This window comes from Streptomyces sp. NPDC111802 (assembly GCF_055634335.1).
Genome location: NZ_JBVKCZ010000018.1, coordinates 59,574 through 74,076, shown reverse-complemented (window position 1 = coordinate 74,076; position 14,503 = coordinate 59,574). Strand labels below are relative to the sequence as shown.

At 70.3% G+C, this 14,503-nt stretch carries 13 protein-coding genes; 3 read left to right on the top strand and 10 right to left on the bottom strand.

Going from position 1 to position 14,503, the window contains the following annotated elements; all coding sequences use genetic code 11:
• Window position 1: 1 nt before the first annotated feature.
• Complete coding sequence (locus ACZ7NC_RS21175; RefSeq protein WP_471490309.1) at window positions 2–883, bottom strand: carbohydrate ABC transporter permease; 882 nt, start codon at window positions 881–883, stop codon at window positions 2–4.
• Window positions 884–887: 4 nt separating this feature from the next.
• Window positions 888–2,309, bottom strand: a complete 1,422-nt coding sequence (locus tag ACZ7NC_RS21170; protein ID WP_471490307.1) for an ABC transporter substrate-binding protein — start codon at window positions 2,307–2,309, stop codon at window positions 888–890.
• A 167-nt stretch (window positions 2,310–2,476) separates the two neighbouring features.
• Here ACZ7NC_RS21170 and ACZ7NC_RS21165 point away from each other — a divergent pair, with 167 nt between their 5' ends.
• From ACZ7NC_RS21165 to ACZ7NC_RS21155, 3 genes are read left to right on the top strand one after another with little or no spacing between them, the layout of a single operon-like run.
• Window positions 2,477–3,940, top strand: coding sequence for an FGGY-family carbohydrate kinase (locus tag ACZ7NC_RS21165; RefSeq protein WP_471490305.1), 1,464 nt, complete (start codon window positions 2,477–2,479; stop codon window positions 3,938–3,940).
• The gene (locus ACZ7NC_RS21160) at window positions 3,937–4,572 is read left to right on the top strand and encodes a histidine phosphatase family protein (protein WP_471490304.1); all 636 of its coding nucleotides are present in this window, start codon (window positions 3,937–3,939) and stop codon (window positions 4,570–4,572) included. Before ACZ7NC_RS21165 ends, ACZ7NC_RS21160 begins: the two co-directional genes overlap by 4 nt.
• A gap of 12 nt (window positions 4,573–4,584) precedes the next feature.
• Window positions 4,585–5,364: an SAM-dependent methyltransferase gene (locus ACZ7NC_RS21155; protein WP_471490302.1), complete on the top strand. Its 780-nt coding sequence runs from the start codon at window positions 4,585–4,587 to the stop codon at window positions 5,362–5,364.
• Between the two features lie 126 nt (window positions 5,365–5,490).
• Here the strand turns inward: ACZ7NC_RS21155 and ACZ7NC_RS21150 are convergent, their stop codons facing one another.
• The 8 genes from ACZ7NC_RS21150 to ACZ7NC_RS21115 all read right to left on the bottom strand — a co-directional run bounded on the left by ACZ7NC_RS21150 (window position 5,491) and on the right by ACZ7NC_RS21115 (window position 14,055).
• On the bottom strand, window positions 5,491–6,132 hold the full coding sequence (locus tag ACZ7NC_RS21150; protein WP_471490301.1) for a superoxide dismutase: 642 nt from the start codon (window positions 6,130–6,132) through the stop codon (window positions 5,491–5,493).
• 124 nt (window positions 6,133–6,256) lie between these two features.
• Window positions 6,257–7,645 carry an amino acid permease gene (locus ACZ7NC_RS21145; RefSeq protein WP_471490300.1) on the bottom strand — a complete coding sequence of 463 codons (1,389 nt, stop codon included), beginning with the start codon at window positions 7,643–7,645 and terminating at the stop codon, window positions 6,257–6,259.
• A 121-nt stretch (window positions 7,646–7,766) separates the two neighbouring features.
• A complete protein-coding gene (locus ACZ7NC_RS21140) occupies window positions 7,767–8,663 on the bottom strand; it encodes a TauD/TfdA dioxygenase family protein (RefSeq protein ID WP_471490298.1) in 897 nt (298 codons plus the stop codon).
• 12 nt (window positions 8,664–8,675) lie between these two features.
• The gene (locus ACZ7NC_RS21135; protein ID WP_471490297.1) at window positions 8,676–10,016 is read right to left on the bottom strand and encodes an LLM class flavin-dependent oxidoreductase; all 1,341 of its coding nucleotides are present in this window, start codon (window positions 10,014–10,016) and stop codon (window positions 8,676–8,678) included.
• Window positions 10,013–10,747, bottom strand: a complete 735-nt coding sequence (locus tag ACZ7NC_RS21130) for an ABC transporter ATP-binding protein (RefSeq protein WP_471490295.1) — start codon at window positions 10,745–10,747, stop codon at window positions 10,013–10,015. The genes ACZ7NC_RS21135 and ACZ7NC_RS21130 overlap by 4 nt, the downstream gene beginning before the upstream one ends.
• Window positions 10,723–11,562, bottom strand: a complete 840-nt coding sequence (locus ACZ7NC_RS21125; protein ID WP_471490294.1) for an ABC transporter permease — start codon at window positions 11,560–11,562, stop codon at window positions 10,723–10,725. The genes ACZ7NC_RS21130 and ACZ7NC_RS21125 overlap by 25 nt, the downstream gene beginning before the upstream one ends.
• A 5-nt stretch (window positions 11,563–11,567) precedes the next feature.
• Window positions 11,568–12,635: an ABC transporter substrate-binding protein gene (locus tag ACZ7NC_RS21120; protein WP_471490293.1), complete on the bottom strand. Its 1,068-nt coding sequence runs from the start codon at window positions 12,633–12,635 to the stop codon at window positions 11,568–11,570.
• A gap of 217 nt (window positions 12,636–12,852) precedes the next feature.
• The gene (locus ACZ7NC_RS21115) at window positions 12,853–14,055 is read right to left on the bottom strand and encodes an ROK family protein (protein WP_471490291.1); all 1,203 of its coding nucleotides are present in this window, start codon (window positions 14,053–14,055) and stop codon (window positions 12,853–12,855) included.
• Window positions 14,056–14,503: the final 448 nt, after the last annotated feature.

Here is a 14,503-nt window from a genome sequence, read left to right as displayed (position 1 = left end):
GTCATTTCGCCTCGGCCGCCTTCCGCTGGATCTTCCCCAGGTGCTTCACCAGCACCATCGCGGCGAGATACACGACGGCCCACACCACGATCGTGTAGCTGATGCCGAACGAGTACCGCTGGAAGCGGATCGCCTCCAGATACGCCCGGATCTGGAGGACGACGGTCGAGTCACCGGGGCCGCCCTCCGTCAGGGCGTAGATGATGTCGAACACCTTCAGCGAGTCCATGAACCGGAAGATCACCGCGACCAGCACATACGGCCACAGCATCGGCAGCGTCAGCCGCCGGAAGGTGTACCACCAGCCCGCGCCGTCCACGGCCGCCGCCTCGAAGGGGGAGGTGGGCAGCGAACGCAGCCCGGCGAGGGCGAGGATCGCCACGAACGGGGTGTAGACCCAGACGTCCACGGCGATCGACGACAGCAGGGCGCCGGTAGGGGTGTCCGTCCACTGGACTCCGCCCAGCCCGAAGGGTTTCAGCAGGTGGTTGATCACCCCGACCGACGGCTGGAGCATCAGCTTCCAGATGATCGCCGCGATCACCGGCGCGATCATCAGCGGCAGGATGAGGATCTTCTCCAGCACCCGCCCGAGGATCGTCGACCGGTGCAGCAGCAGCGCCACGGCCACGCCCAGCACCGTCTCCACGGCGGCCGCCCCCACCGCGTACAGCACCGTCACCCACGCCGAGTTCCAGAAGGCCTCCTGTGTGAAGACGGTCTGGTAGTTCTCGAACCGCACCATGTCCGGCTGCGGTTTGCTCGCCGAGAAGTCGAACAGCGTGTAGTAGAGGCCGAGTCCGAAGGGGTAGAGGATCCCGCAGGTCAGCAGCAGGGCGGGGACGATCAGGACGTATGGGCGAAGGGCGAGCCGCCATCCCATCGCCTCAGTCCACCTTGTCGGCGAGGTCGCCCGCCAGCCTGTCGAGCACCGATTCGGCGCCCTTGCCGCCGTAGATCTCCTGGAGGGCGGCGGCCCAGCTGGTGGTCGCGTCGAAGAACTGGGCCTGCGGGGTGAACTGGATCTTCGTCTGGTCGACGACGGTCTCGAAGGTCTCGATGAAGCCGGGCAGGTGCCGCATCTTGTCCTTGTAGGCGCTGTCGTCGGCGACCGACTTCCTGACCGGATCGATGTGGTTGTGGGTGATCGCGCTCCTGCGCAGGTGCTCCTTGCCGGTCGCCCACTGCAGGAACAGCCAACTGGCGCTCTTCTTCCTGCTCTTGGCGTTCATGCCGAGCGACCAGATCCACATGTTGGTGGCGAGTGAGCCGTCCGGTCCCTTGGGCCCGGGGTGGAAGGCGATCTTCCCGGAGGCGGGGCCGGCGCCCTCGACCGCCTGGAAGTAGGCGGCCGTATCGGCGTCGAACAGCATCCCGGCCTTCTTAGCGCCGAGGTCGCTGGAGCACTGGTACCAGGTGTACGAGGTCCAGGACGGCGGCCCGCCCTGCTTGACCATGCCGGCCCAGTCCTCGGTGAAGGCGACGGCCTCCGGGGTGTTCATGGCGGGTGTGAGCTTCCCGCCCTCGACTGTGAAGTCCTTGAGCCCGTTGCGGGCGTACATGGTCATGAAGCCGGGGTGGATGGTGGCCCAGCTCCTGGAACCGCGCACGGCGATCCCGTACATGCCGTCGAAGCCGGCGCCCGGCGCCTTCCGCTTGATGACCCCGGCGGTCTCGCGCAGCTCGTCGAAGGTCTCGGCGGGCTTGAGGCCGAGCTTCTTGAAGACGTCCGTGTTGTAGGCGACGACGTTGGTCTCCCAGCCCCACGGCAGGGCGTACTGGCCGCCCTGTCCGAGCGGTGCGCCCGCCTTCAGGGACCACTGGTCGGCCTGGAGGAGGTTGGGGAAGAAGTCGGCCTGGTCCCATTCGGCGCCGGTGGCCGAGGAGTTGCGCATCCAGGGGCCGAGGTCCTCCAGCCAGCCCGGCGGCCCGTACTGCCAGACCATGTACGCGCCGAGCATGAAGACGTCGTACGAGGCGCGTCCGCTGGACAGGTCGACGGTGAGCTTGTCGAAGTAGTTGTCCTCCGGGAAGACGTCGTACTCGACCTTGATGCCGGTCTTCTCGGTGAACGACTTCAGGTCGGCGATGAGCGCGTCCGTGTACGGGTGCTTGTTGAGCAGCGCCTTGACGGTCGTGCCCTTCTCGCGCTTCCAGTCGAAGGAGCCGGTGACGTCGTCCGCCGCCGAGCCGTCGCTCTTGCTGTCGTCACCGCCGAACCCGGCACCGCAGGCGGTCAGGAGCGGCGTGGCGGCCAGGGCGGCGCTCAGGGCCAGGAAGCGTCGGCGGTCGTGCGCGTGCGTGTCCATCCGTGACCTCCACGTGGGGTTGGGCCATCCGGGTGCTCGGGTTAACACGGCGAGTCGACTCGTTAACAGAGGGTGGAACGGGGGAAGTTGGGCGTCAATCCCTCGCGCAGAGGAAAATCTCAGGGCAGAGTGTGAAGTTAACGGATCCAGATGTGCGGGAGGTCCGGATGGCAGCGGATGAGCATGACGCCTGGCTCGGGATCGACCTGGGCACCCAGAGTGTCCGGGTCCTGCTGGTCACCGGGGACGGCACCGTCCTCGGCAGCGGCTCGGCCCCGCTCGGCGGGCGGCGGGACGGGGTGCGGCACGAGCAGGATCCGGGGGAGTGGTGGGAGGCGCTGTGCGCGGCGTCCCGTGCCGCGCTCGGTTCCTCCGGGGGCGTACGGGTCGGCGGGCTCGCGGTGTGCGGGACGTCCGGGACCGTGCTGCTGACGGACGGGGCGGGGCGGCCGACGAGCCCCGCGCTGATGTACGACGACGGGCGCGCGACGGTGCAGGGGGCGCGGGCGCGGATGGCGGGGATCGGCGTGCAGGACACCTGGGCGCTGCCCAAGGCGTTGTGGCTGACGGAGGCCTACGGTCACGGACGGATCACCCATCAGCCGGACCTGATCGTCTCCCTCCTCACCGGCGAGCCGACCCCGGCCGACTCGAGCCACGCCCTGAAGACCGGCTACGACCTGGAGCGGGACGCCTGGCCGGCCATGCTGCCCCGGCTCGGCCTGTCCGACACGGCGATCCCGGACGTCGTACGCCCCGGAACCCCGCTCGGCGAGATCTCCGCGAACGCCGCCGACGCCACCGGCATCCCCGTCGGCACCCCCGTCATCGCCGGGATGACCGACGGCTGCGCGGCCCAGATCGCCTCCGCCGCCCTGCGCCCCGGCTCCTGGAACTCGGTGCTCGGCACCACGCTGGTCCTCAAGGGCGCGTCACCGACCCCGGTCCGGGACCCGACCGGCGTGGTCTACAACCACCGTGCGCCGGACGGGAGTTGGCTGCCCGGCGGGGCCTCCAGTGTGGGCGCGGGCGTGCTGACGGCGGCGTTCGCGGGCGCCGATCCGGCGGCGATGGACGCGCTGGCCGCCGGGTACGAGCCGTCCGGCGCGATCACATACCCCCTCGTCTCACCCGGCGAGCGCTTCCCGTTCCTCGCCCCGGACGCCACCGCGCTCGTGCTGGGCGAACCGGAGTCGGACGCCGATCTGTGGGCCTCGCTGCTCCAGGGCGTCGCCTTCGCGGAACGCCTGTGCCTGGACTATCTGCACCACCTCGGCGCCCCCCTCGACGGCCCCCTCACCTTCACGGGCGGCGCCGCCCGCAGCCCGTACTGGAACCAACTGCGCGCCGATGTCCTGGGCCGCCCGGCGCGGGTACCGCGGCAGACGGAACCGGCCCTGGGGATGGCCGCGTTGGCGGCGTACGGCACGGGCGCGACGCCGGGGCTGGCGGAGGTCGCGGAGGCCATGGTCAGCGTCCGCACGAGTGTCGAACCCCGCCCCGGCCGCACCGCCCGCTTCGCCGAGCCCTACGCCCGCCTGGTCGACGAGCTGACGACCCGGGGCTGGCTCCCGCCCCCGGTCGCGGCGCACGCGCACGCCCGGCTGGACGGGGATACTGCGCAGTCATGAGCACGAGCACCGGTACGACGCTGCTGCTGGCGCGGCACGGACAGACGATCTGGCACGCCGAGAACCGCTACGCCGGGGTCAGCGACGTGGCTCTCACCGACACCGGCCGCGCCCAGGCCGAGGCCCTCGGCCGCTGGGCCGCCGCCCACCCGGTGGACGCGGTCTGGACCTCGCCGCTCTCCCGCGCCGTCGCCACCGCCGACCCCGCCTGCCGGGCCCTCGGACTCACCCCGCGGCGCGAACCCGACCTGCGCGAATGCGACTTCGGCGTGCTGGAGGGCCGCACGCTCGCGGAGTTCGCGGCCGAGGACCCCAGGGCCGCGGAGGCGTTCCGCACGGACCCGGTGGCCCACCCGTTCCCGAACGCGGAGGACCCTGCCGCGGCCGCCGGGCGCGGCGCGGCCGCCCTGCGCCGGATCGCCGCCGCCCACCCCGGCGGGCGCGTCCTCGTCGTCGCCCACAACACCCTCTTCCGTCTGGTGCTGTGCACGCTGCTGTCGATCCCGGCCGGGGAGTACCGCAGAGTGTTCCCCCGGTTGCGCAACGCGGCGATCAGCGAACTCCTCGTAAAAACCGACGGATCCGCCGCACTTCTCTCCCTCAATGTGCCCTGCGGGGCCGACCAGCCGTAGCACCATGGGCGCATGACGGAGATCGACACCTCGGTACCGCACTCGGCCAGGATCTGGAACTACTGGCTGGGCGGCAAGGACAACTACCCCGTGGACGAGGCGGCCGGCGACGCGTACACCGCCGTCTTCCCCGGCATCGTCACCATCGCGCGCAGCAGCCGCGCCTTCCTGGGCCGCAGCATCCGGTACCTGGTGACGGAGGCGGGCGTCCGCCAGTTCCTCGACGTCGGCACCGGGCTGCCGACCGTCGACAACACCCATGAGGTCGCCCAGCGCCACGCCCCCGAGTCGAAGATCGTCTACGTCGACAACGACCCGCTGGTCCTGGCCCACGCCCGCGCCCTGTTGACCTCGACTTCGGAGGGCGTGACGGCGTACGAGGACCTGAGCCTGTACGAGCCGGAGAAGATCCTGGAGGCGGCCTCCCGCACCCTCGACCTCTCCCGCCCCACGGCCCTGATCCTCAGCGGCATCCTCGGTCATGTCGCCGACTACGACCAGGCCCGCGACCTCGTCCGCGGCCTCCTCGCCGGGCTCCCCTCGGGCAGCTACCTCTGCGTCAACGACGGCTCGCGGGGCACCGATCCGGACTACGAGAACGCGCAGGACGCCTACAACGAGACCGGCGCCGTGCCGTACTTCCTGCGCCCGGTCGACAAGATCGAGGCGTTCTTCGAGGGCCTGGAGCTGGTGGAGCCGGGTATCGTCTCCGTCCCGCTGTGGCACCCCGAGGCCTCCGGCGAGGAGCCCCGTCCGATCGGGCAGCACGGCGGGGTGGGCCGCAAGCCCTGACGCCCTCCCGGCAAGGGGAAGCCCCCGCGAGTCACGTCCTCGCGGGGGCTTCCTTCATCGCGCCTGCCGTTCGTGAAAGGTGAGAAGACGATCACGAGGCAGGACGACCGGTACGGCCGTTCGCCGTCAGGGGGCGAGCAGCAGGACGTCCGTGCGGGACTTGGCGGCCGTGTAACGCCGGGCCACGTCCTGCCAGTTGACGACCTGCCACATCGCCTCGATGAAGTCGACCTTCTGGTTCCTGTACTGCAGGTAGAAGGCGTGCTCCCAGGCGTCGAACACGAGGATGGGCGTGGCGCCCTGGCCGACATTGCCCTGGTGGTCGTAGACCTGCTCGACGATCAGCCGCCCGCTCAGCGGCTCGTACGCCAGCACACCCCAGCCCGAACCCTGGGTGGTCGCGGCGGCCTTGGACAGCTGCGCCTTGAAGCGGGCGAAGGACCCGAAGGACTCGGCGATGGCAGCGGCCAGCTCGCCCACGCCGTCCTCCTCCAGCGGCTCGCCGCCGCCTTCGCCGGTCATGTTGTGCCAGTAGATGCTGTGCAGGATGTGCCCGGAGAGGTGGAACGCCAGGTTCTTCTCCAGGCCGTTGACCGACCCCCACGACTCCTTGTCCCGCGCCTCGGCCAGCTGCTCCAACGTGTCGTTGGCGCCCTTCACATAGGCCGCGTGGTGCTTGTCGTGGTGCAGCTCGATGATCTCGGGGCTGATCACGGGTGCGAGCGCGGAGTAGTCGTACGGCAGTTCCGGGAGTGTGTAGACGGGCATGGAAGGTCCCCTCAGAGCTCTTATTGCAAGTAGCTTGCAACAACAAGCTAACAGCAAAAAGCCCCCGGTGGATCACGCGGGGGCTTTCGTGCCGTCGGGCGGCGCGGGAGGGCTGCGGCGGGCGTCAGCTCTCGGCGCGGGTCTTCTGCCAGGCGTAGCCGACGACAGCCAGGAACACCGTCATCCCGCCCGTCGAGTACAGCTGCACCCGGGTGTCAGGCTCGCGTGCCATGAGGACGAAGATCGCCACCATGCCGGCCAGCGCCACCCACGTCAGCACCGGGAACGCCCACATCCGCACGACCAGCTTCTCCGGTGCCTCGCGCTCCAGGCGGCCGCGCAGACGCAGCTGGGAGACGGCGATGAAGATCCAGACGACCAGGATGACCGCGCCGATCATGTTGAGCAGCCAGGGGAAGACGTCGTCGGGCCGCCAGTAGCTCAGGACGACGCAGACGAAGCCGAAGACGGAGGAGGCGAGGACGGCGATCCGCGGGACGCCGCCCGACACGCGGCCCAGCGCCTTCGGGCCCTGTCCGCGCTGGACGAGCGAGTACGCGATGCGCGAGGAGCCGTAGATGTTGGCGTTCATGGCGCTCAGCAGGGCGACCAGGACCACCACGTTCATCAGCTGGCCGGCGCCGGGGATGTCCAGGTGGTCGAGGGTCGCGACGTACGGGCCCTTCTCCACGACCTCCTTGGAGTCCCAGGGCACGAGCGTGACGACGACCGCCATCGAGCCGATGTAGAAGAGGGCGATGCGCCACATGGCCGTGCGGACCGCGCTCGCCACGCCGCTGACCGGGTTCTCCGACTCGGCCGCCGCGATGGTGACCGTCTCCATGCCGCCGTAGGCGAAGACCGAGGCCAGTAGGCCGATGATCAGTCCCTCGGTGCCATTGGGGAGGAAGCCGCCCTCGCCGGTGAGGTTCGCGGTGCCCGGGGCGTCCGTGCCCGGCAGGACGCCGGCGATGGCCAGGCCGCCCAGGACCAGGAACAGCGCGATCGCGCCGACCTTCAGCGCGGCGAACCAGAACTCGAACTCGCCGAAATTCTTCACGGCGGCCAGGTTCGCGCCGCAGAAGACGACCATGAAGAGGGCCACCCAAGCCCACTCGGGAGTGTGCGGAAGCCAAGTCGTGACGATCTTCGCGGCGCCGATGCCCTCCAGGCCGACGGCCGTGCAGAGCAGCACCCAGAACGACCAGCCGGCCGTGAAGCCGGCCCAGGGGCCGATCGCCCGCTCGGCGTGCGCGGAGAAGGAACCGGAGGAGGGGTAGGCGGCCGACATTTCGCCGAGCATCCGCATCACCAGCATCACGAGGAGGCCGGAGACGACGTAGGCGATGACGATCGAGGGGCCGGCGGCGGCGATACCGGCTCCGGACCCGACGAACAGGCCCGCGCCGATGACACCACCGAGGGCGATCATCGACAGGTGGCGCTGCTTGAGACCGTGGGAGAGGGAGACGTCGTCCGCTGTCGGGGGCGTCTCGGTGGTGCTGTTCTGCATGGGCGCGGCTCGTCCAATGCGTGAGAGGGCAAAAAACGCCCACAGTCTGGGCAGCCTCTCCGTTCGGAAGGAGAGGCTGCCCACTATGCGGACACTTGCCGCACCCTGTGTGATCCGACCGCTACGCGGCGACGGGTGTGTAGTGGGACGCGTCCCCCTCGATCGAGTAACTGGCCTTGCCCTCGATACCGACCGGCACATCACCCGCGACGGTCACTCGGTGCAGCCGGCGCGGCAGGCCGTCGTAGTTGTCGATGGCGTAGTGCTGGGTGATGCGGTTGTCGAAGACGACCAGCTGGTTCTCGGACCAGCGGTGGCGAAGGATGTTCTCCGGCCGGGTGACATACGCCTGGAGCAGGTCCAGGATCTTGCGGGACTCACCCGGGGACAGGCCCACGATCCGCTGGGCGAACCCGCCGATGAACAGACCGCGTTCACCGGTCAGCGGATGGACGCGGACGACCGGGTGGACCGTGCGGTACTTGATCGAGGTGAACTGGGCGCGCTGGGCGGCCTGCTGGTCGTCGACCTCCTCGTCCGGTACGGCGTAGTCGTAGTCGTTGGTGTGCTCCGCCCACAGCGTGTCGGCCAGCTTCCGCAGCGGCTCGGGCAGCTGCCGGTAGGCGGCCGCCGAGCTCGCGATCAGGGTCTCGCCGCCGTACGGCGGGATCGTGACGCTGCGCAGGGTGGTGGCCTGCGGCGGGTTGAGGACGAAGGTGACGTCGGTGTGCCAGTGGTTGGCGGCCCGGCCGCGCTCGCTGTCGACGGGCAGGACGTTCGGGACGCCGTCGACGGAGGAGACCGTCGGGTGGGCGGTGGTGACGTCGCCGAAGTGGCGGACGAAGGCCTGCTGGGTCTCGTCGTCGAGGTGGACGTCGTCGAAGACGAGCGCCTTGTGGACGTTGAGCGCCTCGCGGAGAGCGGCGACGGCGTCGGAGCCGAGGGGCCCGGAGACGTCGACGCCGACGACACGGGCGCCGATGTTGCCGGTGACCTTGTGGATTTCGATGCCGGACATGGGCGGGTCCTTTCAGACGAGGGCGTTTTCCCGGACGGTGTACTGGTTGGCGGGGCGCGGGAGGCCGTAGCGCTCGCGCAGGGTCCGGCGCGGGCCGTATTCGGTGCGCAGCAGGCCGCGGGCGCGCAGGATCGGGACGACGTGGTCGACGAAGGCGTCGAGGCCGGAGGGGAGAACGGGCGGCATGATGTTGAAGCCGTCGGCGGCGCCCCGCGTGAACCAGGTCTCGATGGCGTCGGCGACCTGCTCGGGCGTACCGGCGAAGGTGAGGTGACCGCGGCCGCCACCGAGCCGGCCGATGAGCTGCCGTACGGTGAGCCGCTCGCGCCGGGCCAGTTCGACGACGAGGGTGTAGCGGCTCTTGGCGCCCTCGACGGCGTCCTCCGACGGCAGGCCGTCGGGGAGCGTGGCATCCAACTCCAGTGCTCCGGGCTCCAGTTGCAGCAGCTGCTCCAGCCGGCCCACACCGTGCGCGTACACGATGTGGTCCTCCAGCCTCTGCTCCAGGGCGAGCGCCTCCGCCTCGGTCGAGCCGATCACCGGGACGATGCCGGGCAGCACCTTGATGTGGTCGGGATCGCGGCCCGCTTGAGCGGTACGTGCCTTGAGGTCGGCGTAGAAGGCCCGAGCGTCCTCGATGGTCTGCTGCGCGGTGAACACCGCCTCCGCGTACCGGGCGGCGAAGCGCTTGCCGTCCTCGCTGGACCCGGCCTGCACGAGCAGCGGGTAACCCTGCGGGGTCCGCGGGACGTTGAGTGCGCCCTCGACACTGAAGTACGTCCCCCGGTGCCGGGGCGGATGGATCTTGGCGTCGTCGCCCCACACCCCGGCCGCCTTGTCGGCGACGATCGCGTCGTCCTCCCAGCTGTCCCAGAGCTTCAGGGCGACGTCCAGGAACTCGGCGGCGCGGGCGTACCGCTCGGCGTGCGCCGGCTCGGCGTCCAGCCCGAAGTTCCGGGCGGTCTCGGCACCGGCGGTGGTGACGATGTTCCAGCCCGCCCGGCCTCCGCTGAGGATGTCGAGCGAGGCGAACCTGCGGGCCAGGTTGTAGGGGGAGTTGTAGGAGGTCGACGCGGTGGCGATCAGGCCGATGTGCTCGGTGGCCGTCGCGAGCGCGGTGAGCAGCGTGAGCGGCTCCAGGGCTCCGGCGGGCCGCTGGGCGAGGTTGTTCCACAGCTGAGGGCCGTCGGCGAGGAAGAGGGAGTCGAAGGTGCCGCGCTCGGCGACGCGGGCCAGGTTGACGTAGTGGGCGAGTTCGACATGGGCGTGGGCGTCGCTCTCGGGGAGCCGCCAGGAGGCCTCGTGGTGGCCGGTGTTCATGAGGAAGGCGTTGAGATGGAGCTGTCTGGTCATGAGTGGGCCTCCGTTACGCCCAGCGCGGCCAACAGCCGCTCGCGGTATGCGCCGAGGAGCGGGTCGCGGTACGAGCGCGGATGGGGTCGGTCGATGGTCAGGTCGAGGCCGATGCGGCCCTGGTCGAGCACGAGCACCCGGTCGGCCAGCACGATCGCCTCGTCGACGTCGTGGGTGACGAGCAGTACCGACGGCCGGTGCCGTACCCACAGCTCCCTGAGCAGGGCGTGCATCTTGATCCGGGTGAGCGCGTCCAGCGCCCCGAACGGCTCGTCGGCCAGTAGCAGTTCGGGCTCGCGGACGAGGGAGCGGGCCAGCGCGGCGCGCTGCTGCTCGCCGCCGGACAGCTCGTTGGGCCAGGCGCGCTCGCGGCCTTTCAGCCCGACCTCGGCCAGGGCCTCACGGCCCTGGTGCTCCGCGTCCTTGCCGTCGAGCCCCAGCAGGACGTTGGCGAGAACGCGCCGCCAGGGCAGCAGCCGGGAGTCCTGGAAGACCACCGAGACCCGGTCCGGGGCGGTGAGCTGCCCGCTGCCGGTGCCTTCGTGGTCGAGGCCGGCGACCGCTCGCAGCAGGGTGCTCTTGCCGGAGCCGCTGTGCCCCAGCAGGGCCACGAACTGGCCCGCGGGGATGTCCAGGTCGATGCCGTCGAGAACGACACGTCCGTCGAACGAGCGGGTGAGAGAGCGGAGCTGGACGGCGGGGCGGGTCAGCTGCTCAGTGTGCGGCGCCACGACAGCACCCTCCGTTCGATGAGGCGGACCGTGCTGTCCGAGGCGAGGCCGAAGAGGCCGTAGACGACCAGGCCGACGAGGATGACGTCCGACTGGCCGTAGTTCGTGGCCTGGAACATCATGTAGCCGAGGCCGCTGGTGGCGTTGATCTGCTCCAGGACCACCAGGCCAAGCCAGGAGCCGGTCACGCCGAGCCGGAGTCCCACGAAGAACCCGGGGAGCGCGCCGGGGATGACGATCTCCCGGACGAAGCGTGGCTTCGACAGGCCCTGCACCTCGGCGAGTTCGACGAACCGGGTGTCGATGCCGGACAGCGCGGCATGCGTGTTGAGGTAGATCGGGATGTAGACGACGATGGCGATGATCGCGATCTTGAAGGTCTCGCCGATGCCCAGCCACAGGATGAACAGCGGGATCAGACCGAGGGTCGGAATCGCCCGGTTGAGGTTGACCGTGCCGTCGATCAGCGCCTCTCCGGTGCGGGTGAGCCCGGCGGCCAGGGCCAGCACGACACCGGCGGTCAGACCGATCGCGAAGCCGGACGCGGCCCGCTGGAGCGAGGTGAGGATGTCGGTGATCAGCGTCCCGTCGGTCCACAGATGGGCACCGGTCTCCACCACCGTCCAGGGTGCGGGTACGGCGGCGGGGTCGAGCGTTTCCGCGGCCGATGCGGCGGCCCAGAGGGCGAGCACCAGCAGGGGGCCGGTGAGCCGGGCGGCGGGCAGGCGTCTGCCGGGGGCGAGCCCGCGGCGGCGTTTGCGGGGCCGCTCGTCGGCGGCGACGGCGGTGGCCTTGTCCAGGGTGGTCGTGGTCATGGCGGTCACTTCCGGTACCCGGCCGCCACGGACTTCGCGGCGATGCCCTCGAAGCGGTGGTCGAAGAGCTCGCTGACGTCGAACTTCTTCACGAAGCCGCCCTCCGCGAGCAGGTCGGCGGTCTCCTGCTCCCAGGCGATGGCCTCGGCCCAACTCGGCGGGAACAGCGGCTTGTTGGCGAGCCGCGTGATCGCCTCGGCCTGCGCGAGGGTCAGGTTCTGGGTCTTGACGTAGAACTCCCGGTTCCAGACGTCCGGGTTCTCGTAGGTCCACACCTGGCCCTTGGCCCAGTACGGGATGTACGCGGCGATCGCGGCGGCCTTCGCGGAGTCGTTCAGCACGGAGACGGGCGCCCACAGCAGGTTGAGCAGGTCGACGACGTCGGTCGTGATGGTTCGGGCTCCCTTGGCCTCGTACTGCTTCAGATAGGCGGGCGCCTGGCTGTTGCCGAGCGGGGCGATGTCGACCTGGCCGGACTGGAGGGCGGTGAGGAACTGGTTGCTGGTCAGCGGGACCAGCTCCACCTCGTCGTACTTCAGGCCGGCCTTCTTCAGCGCCCGCAGCAGTACGACGCCCTGCGCCTGGCCCTGTGAGAAGGCGAGCCGCCTGCCCTTGAAGTCCGCGACCGAGCGGATGTCGCTGCCGGGCTTGGTGGCGAAGAGGTAGTTCGGCTTGCGGGTGATGTTGATCGCGACGATCTTCGCGTCGAAGCCCTGGTAGTGCGACTGGATCGGCGGGATGCCCGCGTTGTTGGCGAGGTCCAGGGAGCCGGCGCGGAAGGCGTTGATGACATCGGGCCCGGCGCCGATGTTCAGCCAGTTGCTGACCTTGAACGGTGGATCGCCCAACTTGGCCAGTCTGAACTGGAGTTGCTGGACGTTCTGGAAGGAGGCGATCTTCAGGCTCGTACCGGCGGGCACGTTCTTGGCCAGCGGGGCGGTCGAGGCGCCCTTGGCCGCGGCGGCCGCGCTGCCGTCGGCGCAGCCGCTGAGTCCGGCTACGCCGGCCGCGGCACCGAGCAGGGAGGTGAGGAAGAGCCGTCGGTCGACACCGGGCACGGGGGATGAAGGCATGGGAGGACTCCGTGAGTTCGAAAGAGAACGAAAGAGAAGAAGGCATGCGGAATTCCGGGCCGTAAGAAGCCGGGGAAAGGGAATTCAGGCAGGGAGAAATGAGCGCTTCACACGCGGCGGCGGGTCAGCAACAGAAGGTGCGACAGCTCACGAACAGGCTCATGAGCAGTAGGTTCCTGGCCATCGGTGTCCCTTGTCAACATTCCGAGTTTCTGAATTAAATAGCGTCAGGTGACGCGCCCAACGGATCCCGGTACAGCACGTCCAGAGCCACCGAACCACCGGCCACCGCAAGCACGGAATCGGCGAAACTCGTCGGCACGACGGCGGCCGCCCGCTCGCTGCCAACCGCGCCTCGCAGCACGGCGCGGCAGTCCTCCCGGCTCAGCACGCCCAGCTCGGTCACGACGACCGTCTCCGGGTTGAGCACGTCGAGCAGCAGCCCCACCGCCCGGCCGGTCATCCGCGCCCGCTCGGTCAGCAGCCGTACGGCCACCGGATCGCCGTCCGCCGCCGCGCGCACGACATGCCTCGGGTTCGTCCCGTCGATGACCCCCGCCGCCCGCGCCCGGCGGCACAACGTCCGCTCGCTCAGCTCGACCTGAAGGCAGCCGACGAGACCGCAGTCGCAGCTCTCCGTGCCGCCCGGCACCGGCAGATGGGCGATGGCGCCGGACTGGGAGCGGGGGCCGTGGTGCACCTCGTCGTGGGTGGCGAACGCCGCGTCGACCACGTTGCCGACGAACAAATGCAGCACGCTCCGGCAGTCGCGGGCCCGCCCGAACAGCCGCTCCGCGTTCACCAACGCCCGCGCGTGCCCGTCCACATGGACCGGCAGCCCGGTGTGCGCGCCGAGCACCTCCCGCACCGGCACCTCGCGCCAGCCCAGCAGCGGATGGGCGACGACGGTCCCGGAGTCCCGGTCCACCCAGCCGCCCGCCGCGAAGCCGACACCGAGCGGCCGGCTGCCCGGCGCCGCGTCCAGCAGCTCGGCCAGCCCGTCGGCTGCCCGCGTCAGGACGTCATACGGATCGATGGCCCCCGAGTGCTTCAACTCCCGCTCGGCGACGACCCGTCCGCGCAGATCGAGCAGCGCCACCGTGGTGTGCGGCACCGCCACATGCACGCCGCCCACCACGAACCGTGAGCCGTCCAGGTCGACGGGCACGTGCGGACGCCCGACGCCGCCCGACTGCCGGGGCGCGGCGGCCTCGCGGATGAGCCCCAGCCGGGTCAGGCGGGCACAGTGGTCGGTCACCGAGGCCGGTGACAGCCCGGTCAGCCGGGCGATGGTGCTGCGCGCGACCGGCCCGTGCTCCAGCACGGTCCGCAGGATGACGCTGGCGCTGGTCCGGCGCCGGTCGCGGTCGGCGACCCGGAGGATCGGGGACGAAAGGGTGGGTGCCGCGGTACGGGGCATGGGGAACTTCCTCGGGAGCCGGTCCGACACTGCGCCGTCTGATGCGGGCGAGTCGTGACCGGAGCTACCGGAGCTACCGGGGCCACCGGGGCCACAGCGGGTCGACTCACCCCGGACGGCGACAGGCGGCCGCGCCCACGCGCCGCAGGTCGACATGGCGACGCGACGAGAAGTTCCGGGACTGGGCGACCATGCGCTCGAAGCTAGCAAAGCGGACCGCCGCTGCCCAGACGGCGACCGACGGGCGAGACGGCTCTTCATACGCGGGCAACACTGTTGGCGCATTCCTACAGTTCGGCTCCGGGACCGTCATGTGAGCCGTGCGTCCCTGCCTCAGTGACCGGCATCACCCCGTACCCGGTGTAACCCCCACCTTTTGTCCGGAGCCAACGAACCCCACGATCCGGCCTTTGTCGACCACTGACGGTGAGCGAGCCGAACCCCCTGG